This window comes from Vibrio kyushuensis, assembly GCF_050337325.1.
Taxonomy (GTDB): Bacteria; Pseudomonadota; Gammaproteobacteria; order Enterobacterales; family Vibrionaceae; genus Vibrio; species Vibrio kyushuensis.
The window spans coordinates 439,456-461,557 of record NZ_JAKJSV010000005.1; the positions used below are offsets into that span (position 1 = coordinate 439,456).

General features: G+C 42.0%; 6 protein-coding genes. 3 read left to right on the plus strand and 3 right to left on the minus strand.

Annotation, left to right across the window (positions count from 1 at the left end):
- Positions 1-47: 47 nt before the first annotated feature.
- A complete protein-coding gene (locus L4D20_RS13590; protein ID WP_428802132.1) occupies positions 48-698 on the minus strand; it encodes a thiopurine S-methyltransferase in 651 nt (216 codons plus the stop codon).
- A gap of 118 nt (positions 699-816) precedes the next feature.
- Entirely contained in the window at positions 817-9,870 is a 9,054-nt protein-coding gene (locus L4D20_RS13595) for a VCBS domain-containing protein (protein WP_428802133.1), read from the minus strand.
- A gap of 500 nt (positions 9,871-10,370) precedes the next feature.
- On the opposite strand from L4D20_RS13595, the gene L4D20_RS13600 reads away from it, so the two are divergent.
- The 3 genes from L4D20_RS13600 to L4D20_RS13610 all read left to right on the plus strand — a co-directional run bounded on the left by L4D20_RS13600 (position 10,371) and on the right by L4D20_RS13610 (position 13,424).
- Positions 10,371-11,144, plus strand: coding sequence for a RelA/SpoT domain-containing protein (locus L4D20_RS13600; protein WP_428802134.1), 774 nt, complete (start codon positions 10,371-10,373; stop codon positions 11,142-11,144).
- Between the two features lie 274 nt (positions 11,145-11,418).
- Positions 11,419-12,075 (plus strand): nitroreductase family protein, encoded by a 657-nt coding sequence (locus L4D20_RS13605; RefSeq protein WP_428802135.1) that lies wholly within the window; start codon positions 11,419-11,421, stop codon positions 12,073-12,075.
- Between the two features lie 155 nt (positions 12,076-12,230).
- Entirely contained in the window at positions 12,231-13,424 is a 1,194-nt protein-coding gene (locus tag L4D20_RS13610) for a class I SAM-dependent methyltransferase (protein ID WP_428802136.1), read from the plus strand.
- A gap of 103 nt (positions 13,425-13,527) precedes the next feature.
- Here L4D20_RS13610 and L4D20_RS13615 read toward each other — a convergent pair.
- Positions 13,528-22,102 (minus strand): VCBS domain-containing protein (locus tag L4D20_RS13615; RefSeq protein WP_428802137.1); only part of this gene is annotated, 8,575 nt, incomplete at its 5' end.

Genomic DNA, 22,102 nt, shown 5'->3' on the forward strand with positions numbered 1-22,102 from the left:
ATGAGTGAGTTAGGATTTTTCTTTTTAAAGGTGCGCCTAAATAAGCACTATCTTTGCTCGATTAGCCACACTTCTTCGGCAAACCGACTCAGACCTTTTTTTACTCTCTTTGGATGATTCTCATCTGCATCGTCACGATATAAATGTGTAATCTTATAATCTGAGAATAGGGTTTCAACCTCACTTTTAGGAACACTAAAGGGAGGGCCTGCCATTTCATCTTGAGCATAATCTAACGTGACCAACAAAATACGACCATTTTGCGAAAGCTTCGATTTAATCAATTCTACATATTGCCCACGCATTGCTTCAGGCAAAGCAATCAAAGCAGCTCGGTCGTATACAATGTCCACGTTCGCAACGGGTGCGGTAAATACATCACCGGCGTAAATCGACAGTTCATCAAACTGATACAACTCATGTTGTCCATTTAATGTGGTGACCATTGGCGTGTAAAAATGCTCTGCAAAAAATGAACGAACGGCAATATTACTGAGTTCAACACCCTGAACATCGTCATGTTTAGTGGCTAACCATACAAGATCTTCTGATTTACCACAGAGTGGGACAAACACAGAGTCACTTCTTTTCGGCTCAGTCTGAGACCAATATTGAACCAACAATGGGTTTACATCGTCTAAATGGAAGCCGATTTGATTTGCTGCCCACTTATTATGCCAAAACTCAGGATCTTGCATCAATTTACCTCAATATTATGATAACTCGACGCTCTGGGGTAACGTACCCGAGAGCGCTTTTTACGCTGAGTTTATCGTTCATTTTGAGGGCTGACTAGCCATAAGTTAGCACTAAGGTCTATTCACCAACGTTTACCAGTTTGAGTTGATCCACTAATGCGCTGATTACGGTCTCATCGGTGGCGTTTGCAACATCGATAATACCAAGCTCATTCCAGCCTAGGTTATTAATAACGACATCTGTTTTACCACCAGATTCGTCTGTTACAGATAGCGTCGTGCTTGCTGCGTCAAACGGGTCATTTTCATCATCGACAACGTCCACCTCAATGTTAGCAAGTAAATCCTCCATGTTCGGTGAATCGATTAACAGGTCACTTATGTCGATGGTATCTTCACTGGTATCAAAATCACCAATGGTTTTTATCACCGGATTGGCAATAGTGCCCGACTGATCAGCCATAAGGTAGAATAGATCTTCATCTGCACCGCCCATCAGAGTTTCACTGTTTGATGTGCCTGATATCGTGTCTTTCCCTTCATGACCAAATTGCTCTGAAATAACAACCTTTTGTTCGCTCGCTAGGTGACTGAGTAGCGCTTCATCCGTCCACCCAGCGGTGTCCGTTTCTGCCAAATCATCTAAAGCCACTCCTTGAAGAATAACGGTTTGTACTAAGTCACCATTAGCATCATTAAGCTCAATGTTTACTTCATCATTCTGTTCAGTGAGGACTACGCTATGAGCAACGTCTTCCGATGTCCATACACCGCTAGCGTTTACGAATTCACTGAGATCTAAAATATCATTTAGCGCGTCAAAATCTTTCACATAATCGACGCCCGGAGTCAGATCTGTTCCAACAGTGGTGTCACTCCAAGCAAATGTGTCTTTTTGGTTTGCATCACTTAAATCAGTTGGTCCGCCCCATAGCCATTCATCAGCAGTTGTGGCATTTAAGATATCGTACCCTTCACTGCCTTGTACAAGATGGTTACCCATAACTGTCACGGTAATGGTCTCTTGCGTTGTCTTCACACCATCAGATACTTCAACAATAAACGCTTCAATATCAGTAGTATCAGACGGTAGATTATTGGTTGATCCTGCAGTTAGATAATACAACCAAGCTCCTGTGGCGACATTAAAGCTCAGAGTACCGTATTGGCCTACGTTACTGCTTATTAATTGCCACGTAAGGTTTGAGTCATCGGTTTCTGTATCAGTGGCACTGACGGTACCAGAAGCTTTATTGGAATAATCTTCTTTTACTTGCCCTGTAGCGGTACCCGTTATGATTGGATTATCATCGGTACCTTGGATATTAACGGTAATTATTTGAGAGCCTACACCACCGTTATCATCTTCTACGTAAACGGTAAAAGTGTCGCTGACCAGTTCATCTTTAAGTAGTAGCCCAGCATCTATATCAAGTTGATACTCCCACTCTCCACTCGTGAGGTTTAACGTAAGCTCACCAAAGTTACCCTCCGCTGATTGAGCGTTACCCGATAAATAGAAGGTGTGTGTGTCTGACGTATCGAAATCATCAGCAACTAATGTCCCAACCACGTTTGTCGCTACGCTATCAGAATCTATCATCCCTTCGGTGTTGCTTTCAGCTAAAGATACGGTAGGAAGGTCATTGGTACCATTGATGACAATAGTGATTGATAAACTCTCAGAAACATCATTATTTGCATCAATAGCTTGTACTTGAATCGTATCAGTTAACGTTTCCCCCACAGCAATGGCTTCTACTGAAGGGTGCGAGTCATTAACCACATAAGTCCACTCACCTTCAGAGTCAATCGTAAGTGTCCCATAGTCTCCGGCTTCAGCTACACCGTATGTGACGACGTCACCCACATCAGTTTCATCAGCCGTTAACTTCCCGCTCGTACTGCTTGCCGGTGCCTCTTCTACCACTCCTTGTGTATCACCAGACAATATAGGCGCATCATTTGAACCTGTAACCGTCACTGTAATAACTTGGCTTGCTTCAGCACCAAGGTCATCGCTCGCATAAACAATAAAGCTTTCAGTGACTTGCTCTCCTTCAGCTAATGCTTGTAAGTGCGGTTCGTCATTGTAAATGGTATAGCTCCACTCCCCAAGTGCATCAATGATAAACAGACCATAAGTACCATTTAGGCTTTTTGCTTGGAACGTAACGGTATCGCCAGAATCTACATCCTGACCGATCAGTTGTAGGGTTTGAGTGATTTGGTTATCTTCACTGACACTCGCCACGTTAACACCAGAAATGGTAGGCGCTTCATTCACGCCATTAATTGTCACAACAATATCTTTTTCAGACTCTAGACCAAACATATCGACGACTTTAACGGTAAATGTTTCCTGTAAAGGTGCAGAGTCTCTCCCGTTAAGCTCGATTAATGTCGTCAGCGTTTCGTCTATGTTATAGGTCCACGTCCCATTTTCGTCTAAGGAAAATACGCCATAATCCCCTGATTGAGACATCGAATGCCATGTATGGGAATCATTAGTGTCGATATCCCCTGGTGCGAGTTCCCCGCTGATCGTCGATGCGCTGTTTGCATCGGTACTACCAACCAATGTACCCGTGATATTCGGTGCGTCTTCACTACCTTGTACATTAACGACAATCTCTAGTAACTGTGGAACGCCTTCACTATCAACCACCGTTTTACCGTTATTATCAACGACGAAGAATGTGAACGTATCTTGAGCTTCTTCATCTTTTTGTAATGATTGTACCGCCTCACTACTGTTGTTTAACGTGAACTGCCAGTTTCCATCTCGATCTAGACTTAAATCACCATATTCACCAAAGCCTTCAACCAACACCCACGTTGCTGAAGTACCAAGCCCTGTAGGGATAGCTAACGTTCCACTGCAAGTGAAGTCACCATCGCTATTGTCACTATCTAGATCATCCACGTCTTCTTTTACTGTCTGCTCATCAAGTACCGTATCTGCAAGCTGAATGTCTTCAAAGGAATCAAAACTACCACTAGGTACGTAAGCATTATCTTGCGTCCCTTCAATATTGATGGTGATAGATTGAGTAATGACGCCATAAAACTCATCAATCGCTATAACAGTAAACGTTTCTGTATGTACGTCACCCTGTTGTAGTGAATCCAATAATTCAGGACTGGCTTCAAATGCCCAATCGCCTGATTCTTCAATAGCCAAGTCACCTAGGTTCCCTACGTAATCAAGCTCTATAAAGCTAGGCACATCGTCATCATCAATATCGGCTAGCGTTAGAGTTCCAACGATTTCACCATCGACAGGCTCAGAGCTAGAAGCAGGGTAATAGCCCCCCTCCTCAGAGTCATGTTCAACCATCGGGTCAAAATTCACTTTGCCTTCAAGATAAGTAACATCAGGAACAATCTCAAAATTAGTCGTATTCAACTCAACGGGGGCCGCACTCCCTACTTTTACATTAAACGTCGCGCTACCCGGCCCGGCCTCGTTATCATGGAATGCAGTAACCGTATACCAACCAGACGCTTCCGGTGTAAATTCTGCGGAGTTATAACCATCGCTCCCGACGCTTCCCCAAGTTTCAGAAACAAGTGTCTCGCCGCCGATTTCAAGTCTAAATGAATCATCCGCAACACCACTAAACACATATGTCTCATCGGCATCCAAGTAGACGAGACCCGTCAACATACTTGATACATTAGTAATCGACGGTGAATGACTTGTCTTAAGGTCTGGTATTTGAACCACTTCAGATGAGTCTGGTGTACCCGCAGATTCAATAATTTGCTCTATTGTATCTGGCGCTACTCCGTTACCTAAATTGAACGGTAATACCAAATCTTGCCATTGCTCGAGCAGGAATCCTTCAACGATTTCCTCAATCACTTGGCCTTCAACGAAAGTTCCCGATGACTCCCCTGTAACCGTGGGAAGATCATTCGTTCCTTTGATAATAATGGTGACATCACGACTATCGGTCTCACCTTGACTATCTTCTACTTCAACACTAAACGTTTCACTCAACGTCTGATCTGGGTTGAGTTGCTGAATTTCGTCTAAATGGTTGCTTAAGTGATAAGTCCAACGGCCTGATGATTCCAGAACAAAGTAGCCATAATCACCCGCTATGTGGCTTTGGGTCCAAGTATGGGTGTCGTCAGCATCTGGATCCCCGTGGTTCAGGTCACCCGAGAAGCTTGCCGTATCTTCTGCGATCGTTTTAGTTAGGTTACCTACAATATTTGGAGCGTCATTGTTCCCTTCAATGTCGATAATGAAATCTTTAATCGAAACCTTACCGAATTGATCGACCACTTTTATCTGAACGCTATCAAGCAAGCTATCGTCTTCATCTAGCTCATTTACCGCGTCTTTCTCATTGTTTAATGTGTATTGCCAATCACCCGCTCCATTCAAGGTAAAGTCACCGTAACTAGGGGCACTGATAACACTCCATGATGTGCTATCACCGATATCAGGGTCACCGGAACCGAAGGTGCCCGAGATACTATTAGCAATGTCGTCTTCTACAATTGGCGGAGCAATACCAAGTTCTATATCAGGATCAGTATTCACGCCCGCCACAGAAATATTAACGTTGACAAACTCCTCTGCCCCAACTGAGTCGGTTACTTTTACTTGGAATGAATCTACCTCGGTCGTGCCTGGTGGAATCGATAACGTACTTAACCGAGTACTATCTAGAATGTATGACCACTGACCTTCATCGCTAATCGTCAGAATTCCATATTCACCGTTAGTTTCTCCGTCTTGATCTTCCCCGACAATTTCCCATGAGTGGATGTCATTAACGTCGGTATCTAACGCAAGTAACGTCCCCGTCGTGGTACTTTTTTCTGGAGTGGCTTCAATAACACTGCCGGTCGTTGCCCCAGTAATCGTTGGAAGGTCATTATCACCAGTAATCGTAATAGTGATCGCTTCTGTGTCGGAAGCATTGTTTGAGGAATCATCATCATAAGTATCGTCTGTGACTTTGACGGTAAACGTTTCTGTTAGCGTTTCACTAGGCAGGAGAGCTTGAACAGAAGCATGTTCATTTTGGAGTGTGTACGTCCACTTCCCAGCATCATCTACTTCAATAACACCATATTGTCCTTGGGTGATTTGAATTTCCCACGAGTGCTGATCGTTACCATCAACATCTCCATGTTCTAATTGACCGTTAGCACTAATGAACGCTGCTGAATCTTCTGTCACGGATCCCGTGGTAACACCGGCTATTTCCGGTTCGTCATTTTTCCCATTAACGGTCACCATGATTTTTTGAGTATCGATCTGATTGTGCTTATCAGAAACCTGTGCGTAGAAGATATCTTGATAGGACTGCCCAAGTGATAAAGCTTGAGTATTTTCAGCTTGCTCATCCGTTGTATCCAGTGTGTATGTCCATACGCCACTGCTGCTCAACGTTAAAGTTCCGTGTTCGCCAACTGGATCCGTCGTGATTGTCCATGTATGCGTTTCATTGACGTCAGGATCACCAGTTACAAGCGTGCCACTGCGCACCTTATTACCTGCATCCTCACTGATTGATTTTTTCCAGCTACCGGAAATTGAAGGGGTATCATTTTGACCGAGTATGTCGACATTAATATCAAACGTGTGTGTCCCTTCGTTTCCATCATCGACTACTGCGGTAAATGTTTGTTCACTGTATAACTCGCCCTGTTCGAACGACTGTACTTTTGTTGGGTCGAGTGTATATTCCCATTCCCCTTGTTGATTGATAGTGATCGAACCATATAAACCGTCTCCATCCCCCTGAATCGACCATGCGTGATCATCATTGAGATCTACATCTGCAACGCTCAAAGTACCATCTGTCGTTTGGACTAAGTCTTCAACGGTAAACCCACTATCGTCCCCAGAAATGACAGGTAAATCATTAGTACCTTGTATTGTGACCACTATGTTTTGCTGATCGACACCACCTAACCCATCAGCTACTTCTACAACAAACGTTTCAGTGACATTATCATCGGCCGTCAAACTTTGAGCTGCATCGTTATCGAGTTCATAAGTCCACTTACCATATTGGTCAATGCTGATTTCACCGTAAGTAGACTCTGTACTTCCTACAATTTTCCAAGTGTGTGACGCACCATTATCGATATCTGAGGCTAGTAAAGTACCGCTAATCTGAGTGGTTAATTCTTCTTGTACTGACCCAGAGAGCACACCACTAATCTCTGGTGCATCGTTTGTACCATTAATGGTTATTTCTATTGTATGCGTAGTTCCATCATTGCCCTGTACATCAAACCGCTCAATCTTCTGCTCTCCAACGGCTAAATACTGCACTTGGCTATTGCTGATGTTGAATTCCCACGCGCCATCTTCATCAATGGTTAACGATCCAAGTACCGTTCCTTGCGGAGTCACACTATTTATTTTAAAGACCGATTGGTTTTGGTCATCATCGGTTATCGTTAGCTGCCCTTGCTCTGTTAACGTAGTGGCATGTTCGTCTTCAATAACGTCGCCAGAAGCGTCACCCTCAATTTGAGCCGTATCGTTGATACCATTGATCGTCACATCAATCGTATGTTCAGTTCCATCAACTGTGTAAACCGTGAAGCGCTCTAGCTTGGTTTCGTCCTCACCAAGGTATTGGACCTTATTGTTGTCCACTTGGTATTGCCAGTTACCTTCTTCATCTATTTCTAATGTACCCAACACTCCATCACTACTTATTACTTTTTCAGTATCAAATACCGCCTGTTGTTGGTCTTCATCTTCTACATCTAGCTTTCCGGACTCTTCTAATACCGTATCATCGTCATCTTCCGTAACCGACCCTGTCGCTTGGCCTGTTATCACTGCAGCACCGTTAATGCCAACAATCTCAACTGATATATTATGCTGTGTGCCATCGACGCTCTGAACTGTGAAAATTTCTTCTTTGGTTTCGCCTTCACCCAAATATTGCACTAAAGAGTCAAGTACGGTGTATTGCCATGCTCCAGCCTCGCTAATACTCAATTCCCCTAGAGCATCTAACGGAGCGACTACGCTTTCGACATCAAAAATCGATTCACCCTGGTCAACATCGGTTGCAGTGAGCACGCCTGTATCCGTTAAGGTATGCGCACTACCTTCTAATACGTCACCTGTCGCTTCTCCAGTAATGACCGCTGTGTTATTAATTCCAGTAATCGTGATTTCAATAGTGTGCTCTGTTCCATCTTCACTTGAGACGGTAAACAATTCTGTTTTCGTGTCACCTTCACCGAGATATTCAACAAGCCCATTGGCAACGCTATAATTCCATTGCCCCGACTCACTAATAGTCAATGCGCCCAGAACACCGTCTTGTGCAACAACACTTTCAACATCAAAAATTGACTCATTTTGGTCTGTATCATCAACGAGCAGTAGACCTGATTCAGATAGCATTACTGCGCTATTTGACTCAACAACATCACCGGAGGCTACACCAGTGATAACAGCGGAATCATTGACCCCTGTAATCGTGATATTAATGGTCTGTTCGGTACCATCGACACTGCTAACGGCAAAGCTCTCCAGTTTGGTTTCACCTTCACTCAAAAACTGAACAGCGTCATTATCAACCGAATATTCCCACGCCCCATCTTCATCAATAGTAATGGAACCCAGAGCGCCTTCGGGTGAGATAACACTAGCGATATTGAATTTAGATTGATTTTGATCATCATCAGAAACTAGCAGCTGACCATTATCAGTAAGGGTTTCAGAGCTGAAGTCTTCCAAAACTGAACCAGAAGCGTCACCAGAAATTATTGCAGTATCATTCACTCCTGTTATCGTGATGGTGACCGTGTGCTCAGTTCCATCAATCGAAGTAAGTGTGAAGCTTTCAATTTTGGTCTCACCTTCACCAAGATACTGCACCAAACTATTATCCACTTGATACTGCCAATCACCTTCAGAACTTATTTGTAATGCTCCTAAAGCTCCGTCAGTACCAGTAACCGATTCAGTATCAAACGCTTCTTCAGCTTCTCCGTCAACATCACTTAAGCGCAGTGAACCGCGTTCTGAAAGGAGCAATAGATCGTTCTCTTCGAATGAAAAGTCTTCAATAACAATCCCTTCCGCGTCGCCTGATATCACTGCAGCGTCATTAGTCCCGACCACTGTAATCGTTACTGTTTGTTCTTCACTCGAAGAGCCATCATCATCAATACTTATGTAGGTAAATGTTAGCTCCAGCGTCTGATCTTTTGGCAGGTAATCAAAGCCTTCGCTCGCGTCAAACGTATATGAACCGGTGCTATTAATTACCACTGACCCAAGAGTAGGTGCTTGAACGAGTTGATAATCTACAACTGAGCCATCAATGTCGGTTGATGCAGGCAGTGTTGCGACTAACACTTGATTCTCATTTATCGAATTCTCATCGTCATAAGCAACAGGTGCATCATTTATCGACAGAACGATAATTTCGACACTGGCTTCTTGTATCCCATTCAGCTGGCCACTTCCATCGTCCACACGATATGACAACACGCCTGCAATCTCACCATCATCGCAGTCATCAGGAGCATGAAAGCATATTTCTGAGAGCTCACTTAACGTTAATATGTCACCAATACTGATCAATGAACCGTCTAAATGACTGATTAAACCATGTACTGGTAATGCCGTAATGGTGATCACTAGAGTTGTGCTGTCTGTATCAAATGGAACGTTTAGCCCTAGTAAACTCGCTCCTGACTCTTCGGAAAATGTTCTGGTTTCACTAAATACAACCGGGGCTGAATTCGTTCCTCTAAAAGCAGGATCGTCAAATAAGGAAATTTCGTCTCTTTGCGTACTTTCCGTATTAGCATCAGTTTCAAAATAGGTTTTGGCTATAGTTTCACTACCATCTCTTTCAATTGTTTCCACATTGACCAACTGACTGTTGTTGATGGCGTTGGCCGCTGTTGCAAATTCATCAAGTTGGGTTGGATCTAAACCTTGCTCCAAAAGTGAAAATAGCGCTTCTGCATCCTCATGGGGGGTAACATCAAGATTCAAAAGCTTTGTGTCTGAGCCATCCTTTGTCATCGCTTCAAACTTTTCACGAGTAATCTCAATATCACCAGACTGTAGCGGTTCTCCTTCCGTTAGTAGTACTAGCTCTCCGTTTTGTTTGATTACAATTTTTGCATCAACCGGTAATTGAATTAGTTTACTCATGGTGACTTCCTTGGTTAGACGTGACGCTGGAGCCTCAACAACAATCCTTATTGGAACAAGGCCTAGAAGTCATTAGGTAGCAAAATACGATCCAATATTTATTTGGTTATTTATCAAATGGATAGGTGTAGTTATTAGATTGCATTTAGGTTTTCCATTTTGTTTCTCAATTTGAGAATCATTAAAGCAAACCTAATTGAAGTGCTGATGTGCTGCTATTACGAAACGAAAAAAACGGAATAATATTCGAATCTGACTGAAGTGTTCATGTTCCATTAATACTCGAAGTTTATAATGGCTCTATATTGTGGAATTTAGACATAGACAGCTGGTTTGACTCATTTTCTATGTGATCTAAGGCACAACCCAAGCAACGTATATATCACTGGTATTGGTTTTTTATTCGCTGGCCCCATATATGTATTAGCTGCTTAAAATGGTTGTTCTTAGTGTCTTTTAAATACACTTTTTACTAAGTCACCATCCTTTAAGGAGAATGAATGAACGTATTTCTTCGTACGACAGCAATCATGCTATTTATGCTGACTCGTACACCTGCATTCGCTGCACTTCCTGTTGTGCCGAACAGTGATGACAAGCATTCACCAAGTCATAATGAAGTTTGTGCTAAGTTATTCAAACATAACCTCAGCGGCCTTTACGGCATTCCTTCAACAAACGTTACGCCTCTTCAACCTCATTCGGATTTTGATACTCTTTACAGCAAATCTCACCAAGCTCAGTTTGAACTTGAAAACATCTGTAACAGTACTGCGCTACTGACCCAAACAAACGCTCACTTTGCAGGTATAAAATCATCTCACCGTGCTCAAGAGAAAATCAAACATGAGCTTGGCGGAAAAGTTGAACGCATCACCGACATTGCTAGAGCAACTATTGTTGCTGATGATGTTGAAAGCTTGATGGAAGTATATGAAGCACTCGATAGAGAAACAGATATCGTAAAAGTGAAGAATCGCTTTAAAAATCCGGCACCTTCTGGCTATCGCGACCTTAACCTATTAGTAAAACTTCCAAAAACTAACATTGTTGCAGAGGTTCAGCTTCACCTTAAAGCCATTGCAGACGTAAAAAATGGCCCTGAGCATGATCTCTATGAAGTTATCCAGAGTATTGAACGCACGGCCGCTTCTGAGCAACGTGATCTAGTTCAGTTCGAGTTAACCAAAATTAACAAGATGAGAAGCCAATCACTGCAGATGTATCAAGATGCATGGCAACCGTACATTACTACCCATATCAAAGCAGCGTAACTATCACGGCTACTTAAATACTAGCCAAATGCCTTATCGCATTTGGCTTTTTATTGTCAATAACCGTCATAGCAAGTATTAAATTTACTATGTAAATCGATGTTGATTTCATGATAAATCATAAGCTATTCCACGTAGCTGTAAGAACCTATTTCCTGCCATCAGTTTGCTAATCAGTTACTTTTGTTACATTAAAAAAGCACTCCAATATTGATTAAGACATTGTTTTAACTTACATTTCTACTCTCGATAATTTTAATCCTATGGTACTACGATGACACACCCAATTATCCGTGACTTGGAAAGCCGTTACACGACAAAACAATATGACCCTTCTAAGCGCATTTCTAAAGAAGACCTTGATGTTCTACTAGAAGCGATTCGCTTATCAGCTTCATCAATCAACTCTCAACCTTGGAAGTTTATTGTTATTGAAAGCGATGAAGCTAAACAAAGACTGGAGGATACTTTCGCGAATAAATTTCAATTTAATCGTCCTCACGTAAAATCATCTTCGCATGTCATTTTATTCGCTCATAACCCTCATTATAACCGCGATGACTATGCAAAGGTTGTAGATAAAGGGATTGAAGACGGCCGCACTAAAGTTGAAGACCGTGAAGCCGCATTTGGTGGTTTTGTTTTTGCTGAGCTAAACACCGATGAAACGGGTAACACCGCCGATTGGACGAAGTCTCAAGTGTATTTGGCACTTGGCAATACATTGCATGTACTTGCTCGCTTAAATATCGACTCGACCCCTCTAGAAGGGATTGATTCTGAGCTGATTAACCAAGAGTTTGCAAAAGAGCTTGGTGGCTACGAATGTAATGTTGCTTTGGCTATGGGTTACCATAATGAAGTTGAAGATTTCAACGCGAATTTACCTAAATCTCGCTTACCGTTTGAAGATGTAATCACGGTTCTTTAAGGCAAATAATGTGATGCTTATTTCCTGCCAATTTAGGAGCTAAGCATCCTTTACCCACTCATTTATAAACTTCCCCTTCATATATCAGTATCTCGTTGCTTTTTACTAACGCTTGCAAGACAATAGCCCACCAAAATTTTCTATTGAGTAAGCAAATGACTCCTGCTATTTATCTTGTTAAAGGCCGTGATAAGTCTTTACGTCGCAAACATCCTTGGGTTTTTTCTCGTGGTATTCAACGTGTTGAAGGTGACCCACAATCTGGAGAAACCGTCGATGTATACGCAAACGATGGTAAATGGTTAGCGAAAGCGGCTTACTCTCCTACTTCTCAAATTCGTGCTCGTGTTTGGAGCTTTGAGAAAAGAGACATCGATAAAGCCTTCTTTGTTGAGAAAATTCAACAGGCACAATTGCTGCGCGACGATATTATTGAACGTGATGGCTTAACGGGTTATCGCTTAATCGCAGCCGAGTCTGATTCACTACCGGGCATTACGATTGATAAGTTTCAAAACTATCTTGTATGCCAACTGCTTAGTGCAGGAGCAGAACATAACAAAAGCATATTAGTTGAGGCTCTATTAGAGTGCTTCCCTGAGTGCAATATTTATGAGCGTTCAGATGTCGCGGTACGTAAGAAAGAAGGTTTAGAACAAACTGTTGGTGTTCTTCATGGTGATACTCCTCCTGAGTCTGTCATTATTGAAGAGAACGGCGTTAAAATCAGCGTTGATATCATCAATGGTCACAAGACAGGTTTCTATCTTGATCAACGCGACAGCCGTCAGCAGTCTATGAAGTACGTGAAAGACAAAGACGTTCTTAACTGCTTCTCTTACACTGGTGGTTTTGGTTTATACGCGCTTAAAGGTGGCGCAAAGCGTGTTATTAACGCTGATGTGTCTCAACCTGCCCTTGATACTGCAAAATACAACGCAGAGATTAACGAGTTTGATATCTCTAAAAAGCGCGCCGTATTTTTAAACGCTGACGTATTCAAACTTCTTCGTGAGTACCGTGACCAAGGCACTAAGTTTGACGTTATCGTGATGGATCCACCTAAGTTTGTTTCTAGTAAAAACAACTTAACGTCTGGCGCGAATGGCTACAAAGACATTAACATGCTAGCGATGCAGATCCTTAAACCGGGCGGCACACTACTGACATATTCTTGTTCTGGCTTAATGGGCGCAGATCTATTCCAAAAAGTAATTGCAGATGCAGCCCTTGATGCAGGCCGTAGCGTGAAATTTGTAGAGCGTTTTGAGCAAGCAGCAGATCACTTGATTGATACCGCTTACCCTGAAGGTTTCTACCTGAAAGGTTTTGCTTGTAAGGTTCTTTAAGGCATTTAAAAGCAGGTAAAAGAAAGCCCGAAGTTCTTAGTTGAACTTCGGGCTTTTTGTTGTGTTGAAGAGTTAGGTTAAGGGCCTGTCGGCCCTATTACTATTAATCGATATTCAACTTGATAATATCATTTAGTAAACTCATATTTTCTGCTGGAGTATGGGTGCCCATATCTATAAATTCAGCAAATTTTTGTTGATTACCAACGTCTTGTAGAACAATTTCCTGGGTATTGTCACCATCTTTTAGAGTCAGTTTAATATCAGCTTCTGCTCCGGTCCCTTCTACATCAACCTTTATATTGCTTAAGAAGCTGTCCATTTGTTCAGAAGTATTACCGTCTACAAGCTCCGACAAGTCAATATGATCTTCACCTAGTTTAAAGTCAGTAATAACGTCAAGATGATTAGTATAAGTTTCATCTACCCATTTAAATAGATCGTTACCTTCTCCACCGGTAAGGAAATCGTTACCTTCGCCACCAATTATAGTGTCATTTCCGCCTTGACCATAAATAACGTCATTGCCTGCACCACCATTGAGTATATCGTCACCACCTTTAGTGTCACTGGCACCTAACACTTCATGATTATCGGTAATAAATTGATATATCGTCTCTTCGGTGTCACCACGCTCATATAAACCGTCTAAAGAGTCAACTCCAGCAAGTGTATTTAGAGCACCACCGTTTAGAGCGTCACCAAAGATAATGTCATCACCTTTGTTTCCGTTGAGAGTATCTTCGCTTAGGTCTTGAGGTTTAGAGGTTGATAGTTCGCCAATGAGGGCAGCGGCTAACATTGTGCCGTCGGTTACAACATCAACTTCCCCAAGTGGTACTTGTGTATATTCTATAATCTCAATTTCGGCTTCAAGACTAACCTCATCTTTAGGATCATCAGTAACATTATCCAAAGTAATTGAAATACGATATGTGCCTTCTACTGAAAGGTCTAAGTCTGTATCAGATCTTGAATTAATTGGTCCATGCACAGCACTCCACTTTTCACCATCATATCGTTCAACTTTCCATGTAAACTTATCACTCGATGCTAAACCACCTCCACTACCTGTAGAGAAACCTAGATCTAAAGATGCTATTTGATTTGTGGCTATCGTAAACTCGTCACTGATATCAGTCGCTGCAGGTTCGTCATTAAACACGGTCACGACAAGGCTCTGAGTCGTTTCACTGACAATAGTACCTTCTCCAATTGTCGTAAATGCACCATCAGCTACGTCTGAATTATCAAACATACGAAGTGTATTGGTTTCATCTACGTCAGTTGCGATGCCAATTGCACGAACTTTGCTCACTGACGCTAGGTTATTATAGGCATCTAGCGCTCGAGCAATATCAAGTTCGTCCGTTGAACTGCCAGAGCTAGAGTCGTCTCCGATATATGTCGTTGGTTTGCCATCAGTTACCATCAGTGTGATATTTTCTGAGTCATTACCTAAACCATCGATCCAAGCTTCAGCACTCTTAAATGCAGCTTCATAGTTTGTTGAACCACCTGTAGATAGAGTATTAATAGCTGTTTCAATATCATCCCATTTCCCATTTTGTATATCAGATTGAGATATAACAATTGGATCTGAAGCTATGTTTGCAAACCCAATGATGGAAAGATTTATCGTTCCTTCGTGCGTATCAAGGCCTTTTACAAAATTCAATAATGATTTCTCTAACAATGTAATTCGCGATCCTTCCATACTCCCAGAAGTATCAGCCAGAATAGCAATGTTGTAGTTAGTTGCAGGAGTGATAGTTACTTGATCCCCACCAGTATCTCCAATGATGACATCATCGCCACTCTTACCATCTAGCGTATTTGGCTCAGAAGTGCCTACTATTAACTCGGCCGGAGAAACTGTAGCAAATTCAGTGTCAGAACCTGTTGCTTCAGAACCATTAGCATCAACAGATGTTGCTTTGGCTGTAACTTCAAAATCAAGACTACCATCATAATCAGATGGTACTTTCAATTCAGCATTACTTATCTTAGCTGCATATCCATTATCAGCATTCAAATCGACTGGTATGTGGAAAGTTTGGACGCCATCTATTGCAGGGTCTTCTGCAATAATTTGAGCACCACCGATATATAAGTCGATACCAACGGGTATACCCGATAATTCAATATGATCATTTGATAAGTGTTCGGAACCATCAGCATCAGGTAAATTTATTTCAATGCTCGTAATTGGGATAATCGTTTCGGTTAATACTTCGTATGTACCATTCACATTATCGAGCAAAATAATTCCATCTTGAAAAATGATCTGCTCAATTTCGTATAAATGATCACCTGCTTCTTTGTCGCTCGCAGGGCCTTGGTGTGCCGTATCAATGAACCTTTTATCTTCTACTATCCAATAGCCGACTTCTCCATGGTCATCAGGTGAGAACCAACGAATTTCGTAATCAGATAGATCCCCGCTGTATATAACACTGTCTGTCTGGTTCTCATCATCAACTCCGCCTATGCCCCCATCGAATTTATCGTTATATTTGCTTCCGATGAAAATATCGCTTCCCTGATCAACACTTGAAACATCGCCAACAAAATGAACAGGAGTTTCAGCTTTTCCTCCACCAGGTATTTCATTGTGCTGCGCTCTTGCAATAAACAAATCATTATTTTCACTACGGTCGTCTGACGTATCTCCAGGGTTAAGAGGGTTACCGCTTGAGTTTGGCCCTTCTACTAAATTCCCATCATTCACCTGATTCAGTAGCCCACCTGAATTAAACAATACCTTGATCACCTCTTTATCTGACGTATCAAAATTCGGTACTACATTTTTGCTTTGTATATTACCTAGGACTAATTCAACAATAGGAGCATCCGCATCTGGAGTAACATCAATTGTTAGAGTCTGCTTTTCAGATGAGTTGCCGTCTTTACTTACAACAAAATCAAATGAAGCGTAGTCTTCTTTCTGATCCCCAACACCATCTGCATTAAAATCAGTTTCGTTACCAGACTCATGTAAATCAGGGGTAAAACGAACAGAGCCATCTTCAATGAGATCTGCTGAAATAACTTGCTCGTCGGTCACGGCTTCCCAACCGTCAGTCCCTTTTATTTCAAGTACACCATCAACAGGCAAAGACTTCACTGTAACTTCAACCGAGTTATCCGTTATTCCAAAATGCGCTAAATTAAGAACAATAGGTTGATCTTCTAGAGTGTCTATTTCATTGCTCGCAGCATCTGGAGTGTCATCAACAGCGATTATTTTAATTGTCGTTGTTGCAGTATTAGACTGCTGGCCCAAGTTATCATAAGCAGTAAATTCTATCGTTCTGCTAGTCTCACTTGGGTCATTACTGGCATTAGTAAATTGAATCAACTTCAATGCCGCTTCAAAATCAGCAGCGTCTGTCTGACCGTTATTATTACTCAGAGTAAAGATACCGCTACTGTCTTCTGTAAGCGTCCAACCTGATGGCAGTGCCGTAGAATCGAGTCCATCAAACTCTGTCGCATTGGTAGGCTCAATCGTAATCTTGGAGATAATATCCTTATCATCAAAAACATCTATGTCTGTATCTACAATGGATACACCTGAGTCGCCTTCAGTGAAGGTAGTTTGATAGCCTGTGCCATTATCTGTTACAGGGCGTAATGTAACGACGAGATCATTATAATCTATACCACTACCGTCGCTCACTGATAGATCTTCGACTCGTATTTCAGTAACGCCATCTTCATCGTTAACGTGAAACTTATATTGACTCGTACTATCACTATTTTCTCGGTCGTCGTTAGATAAGAATACGGGTTTATCGATTGACTTATTATCATTTAAAAGCTCACCCGAAGCAGAGAAGGATAATTTAGGGCTATCACCTAACGTACCTGCACCATCACTGATCAAGAAATATTGTAATCCTTCCGTTGATTCTAAGTTTGCCAACAAATCATCTTTTATCAAATTGGAATTACTGTCCAATATAATGATTGTTGGAGATGTAGGCTTACCGTCAGCATCAAGTGTAAAGTAACCAAACACATTGGAATGTGAAGCACTTTCGCTTTCAAAATTAATCGTGTAACTGTTACCGTTTAGGTCAATTGTAGGAGTAAGATTTTCTTCTTCTATGGTAACCGTAGACTCATCGCTGAAGTTACCATCACTGTCAACTGCACGATAATCAAATGAATCACTCGCTTCTGTTTCTAAGTAGCGAAGTTCCCAGTTACCATTGCCAATAGTACTTAAATCAACACTAGTGATTTGTGCACCTTCTGGAAGTGGTCCATCGACCGCTGTTAATGTACCACCGTCAAAATCGCCTGAAGGTGGAATTGTAATCGGGTGGAATAGCTCGACATCACCATTCGCAGATTTCTGGTAGGTAAATATTTTGCTATCACTTCCATCTTCAGTATTGAAGTGAACGGTGACTTCAACACTAGATTCATTACCAGTATTGACTCCATCTTCCAGATTTTCGTCAAACCAGCCACCTAATCCATCTAATCCAATTTTTACACTCTCAGCTGGTCGGCTACTAAAATCTATCGATATCGTTTCATTACTTTGAATACCACCATCGTTCTTAGCACCAATTCCGTAACCAACATGACTTGCATTCGGATCACCTAAATACTGTACTAACGGGCCATTTGATGAAGTTATCGTTACCTTATCACCATTTTCTAACGTCAAGACTCGTTCATCGCCCTTACTCGTAGCATCACCCCAATTTAGGAAGTCTGAACTATTAGCATTTTCTTCATTCAATTGAGCATCTTTAACACCAAGAATAAAGCCATCAGAATCAGCGTATGGTTCATAGTGAATGGAATCAGCATCAAATTGTTTTTGACTACTATTACCGTAGAGGTGATCTTCTTCTACTAACTTAAACTCACCATCCGCTGGATCTTTATAGTAAAGCGTTCCATGATCTGGTAATTCAGTAATTACGATTTGTAGATTAGCATTATTATCTGCGTCATCTTCTTCATCTGATATATGGTCGTTAGACGCTTTATTGTCACCATCGATTGGTGTTTTCGCCGTGTCGAAGACTATTTGGGTTTTAGCCGCTGAATTTACAGAATAAGTGAAGCTTTCAGATTCTGGTGGATTATCACTATCATCATCTGTTTCATTGAGAGTTACCTCGATGGTACCAATAGTGTCATCGCCTTCACCATCTGTACCTGTCGCTGTCACTTTAATCTTATGAGAGTTACCCGTTTCTTCGTAATCATTTGTATAAGCTGCAGCGCCTTCCTCAGTCAGGCTAACTTCTCCAGTTTTCTCATCCACTGCATAAAGTGGCTTATCGTCAATATAGACATTGTCGCCTTGCTTAATAGAATAAGTGATATTGGAGCCATCTTTATCAGAGGCTTCGACAGTACCTATCGTAGCACCAGCGACTTGGTTTTCTTCATAGTTGAACGAAATAGAGTCTGACGCAAAATTAGTGTCTTCATCATTTACGTTTAATTCACTTAACGTTACGTCAATAGTGCTAACTGTGTCTTCACCCTCACCGCTTGTACCAGTTGCTGTTACTTTAATCGAGTGAGAGTTACTAGCTTGCTCAAAGTCATTGGCATAAGCTGCAGCACCGTCAACAGTAAGGCTAATGTTACCGTTTTGGTCGACAAAGAAATAAGGCTTGTCTTTGTTTGTATCGTCTAATGCGTATATGTTGTCTTCTTTGGCGATGCTATAAATAATGTCATCACCATCAAGGTCTGTTGCTGTTACGTTACCAAGAGTAGCGCCTGCTTGAGCACCTTCTAGATATGAGATAGAAGATTCAGAGTCTTTAGAAAATTCTGTTTGGTTATCATTAACATTTCTTTCTTCAAGCCTAACGTTGGTATCTACCTCAACAGTACCATCATTAACAGTAACAACTAGGTTATGCTCGTTGATTGGGCCAGCATCTTCGAAATCGTTAGCCGCTGCTTCTAAACCAGTTTCAGTCAGGCGAATCTCACCTTGACTATTGATTTCAAACCAACCATTTTCATTACCACTCTTAATAAAGAAACTAATCTCGTCGGCCGTGTTATCAATATCTGTTACTTCTACTTTGCCGATAGGAGTATTTTCATTACCCTCCGCCGTCATTCCCTCAGCATAGCTAAATTCATAACCGCCGCCGTCAACGTTTTCATTGATGAACTCTGGAGCATCATTTACAGGTACTACTAGCAATGTAACTGTGGCATCGTCGGTACCGCCGTTGCCGTCACTAATTTCGTAGTCGAAAGATACTTCACCATTTAAGTCTTTGGCCGGATAGAACTTGATTTCAGTAACAACGTTACCATCTTTGACAAGTTCGATTCGACCTTGGTCGGAGTCAAGCTGATCAACATTGGTGATGGTTAACTTATCACCATCAACGTCGGTATCGTTACCCAATAGCTGCTCGGCTGAAATAACTAAAGGCTCACTTGAGTCTTCTAGAATTGTTAAACCTGAATTCACTTGTTGAAGACTGATATTGTCTAGATAAGTACCACTGTTATCACCTGAAGTTCCTATCTCTTGGAATGAAATTGTATTGTCACCAGCTTCACCAACAACATGAAAAGTGTAAGTCGTCATGTTGTTGTCTGCAGGAGTAATGGTGTCAATCAGTTTACCGTTCCACATTACCTGCAATTCGGCAGTTGGGATCGCAACATATTTCGCCACATCTAAAGAGAGTACATAGACAGCACCATGTGTAATACCATTTACACTCTGTGAAATGGTTACGTTATCACCTGATTTTCCAGTACCTTCCATATCAAGAGCATGCTTGATGTCAGTACCAACAATGTTGGCATGACCAGTCTCAGAATCAACTAGTTCTACATTTCCATTTCCACTTTCGGTGGTAAATGTCCAGTCATCAAGCGCTTGTGCTTTTGATCCCCAACCAGGGGTTCCAGCCGCTGCAGTAAACTCTTCAAAACTACCGTTCAGAATAAGGTTATCGCCTAAATCATTTAGGTAATGGTCATCACCAGCCTTTGGTGGATCGTTAACCGGAGTTACGTTGAGTGTGACCGTCGCAGTATCAGAACCGCCATTATCATCTGATATTGAATACTCAAACGTTGCTTCACCGTTAAAGTCTTTAGTTGGAGTAAAGGTAATTGTTTTACTGTCATAATCAACTACAAAACTACCGTTTACAGCGGTAGATACGTCTGTAATTTTTAAAGTATCGCCATCAATATCACTATCATTGCCGAGCAAGTCAGCAAAAGAAATAGTAATTGGCTCATCTTCTTCAGTAGTTAAATCTGGTTGTTTAATACCAGTAACAGAAATATTGTCTAGCAACGCACCCAGAGAGTCTGAAGCTCCACTACCCGCGAAGCTAATTTCAGTACTGTCACCTGTAACGTCAAATTCACCAGTAATTTGATACCAACCATTTACGTCGTCACCACTGATTTGAACATTGTGATTCTCACCGCCGGAAAGAGTACCATCAGCATGAACAGTGATAACCACTCCGCCAACGCTGAAAGTCATATCCGAAGAGCTATTGCCCCCATTGTGGCGAGGGTTATAATCAAACTCTACACGTATGCTATCTTGGCCTGACGTATCAATATTCGTCGAGATAGACGTGTTTTTGTGAGCATCAAGCTCTGCTAGGTAATTACCGTCAGTAGCTTTAGCGATAAGGCCATCATGTTGAACTTCTAAGCCATGAGTTGCATTCCATTCACCTACATTGTCACCGTAAACAACCGTCCAGCCACTCGTTGAGGTCATATCTTCAAATGATTCTGCGAATAATAACGTTTCATTAGGAGTGTCATAACGATCGTTAATCGCAACGGGGCCATCGTTTGTGCCTTCAACAACAACGTAGACTGTGCCAGTGCCTGTACCATCAAACGACGTTACCTCAAATTCCAGTGGGATTTTCTCACCTTTAGGAAGGGCTTGGACTGTGTCACTGCTATTGTCTATGGTGAACGTCCAGTTGCCTTCTTTATCAACAGCAAACGTACCGTAATCATTTTTCTCTGTGTAAGGTTTAACCTCGGCTTCACCTGTATCCACGTCTTGAATATCAAGCTGACCACTCGCTACGCGTTTACCGCCCTTATCTTCCTTAACAAGACCACTGTCATCACCAATTGTCGCACTATCGTTGGTGCCTTTGACTGTGATGCTAACTGTTCCACTGTCGGTGCCATCAAATGACTTCACATTGAATTCAAGCGGTATTTCTTCACCTTTAGGAAGGGCTTGGACTGTGTCACTGCTATTGTCTATGGTGAACGTCCAGTTGCCTTCTTTATCAACAGCAAACGTACCGTAATCATTTTTCTCTGTGTAAGGTTTAACCTCGGCTTCACCTGTATCCACGTCTTGAATATCAAGCTGACCACTCGCTACGCGTTTACCGCCCTTATCTTCCTTAACAAGACCACTGTCATCACCAACCGTAGCACTGTCATTCGTACCTTTAACAACCACACTGATTGTGCCAGTGTCTGTTCCATCAAACGACGTAACCTCAAATTCCAGCGGCACTTTCTCTCCCGCAGGAAGTGCTTGAACTACCGCACTGTCATTGTTGATGGTGAACTTCCAACTGCCATCCTCTTCAACCTCAAACGTACCATAGTCATTGGTTACCGTATAAGGTTCTACCTTAGCCTCACCCGTATCTACATCC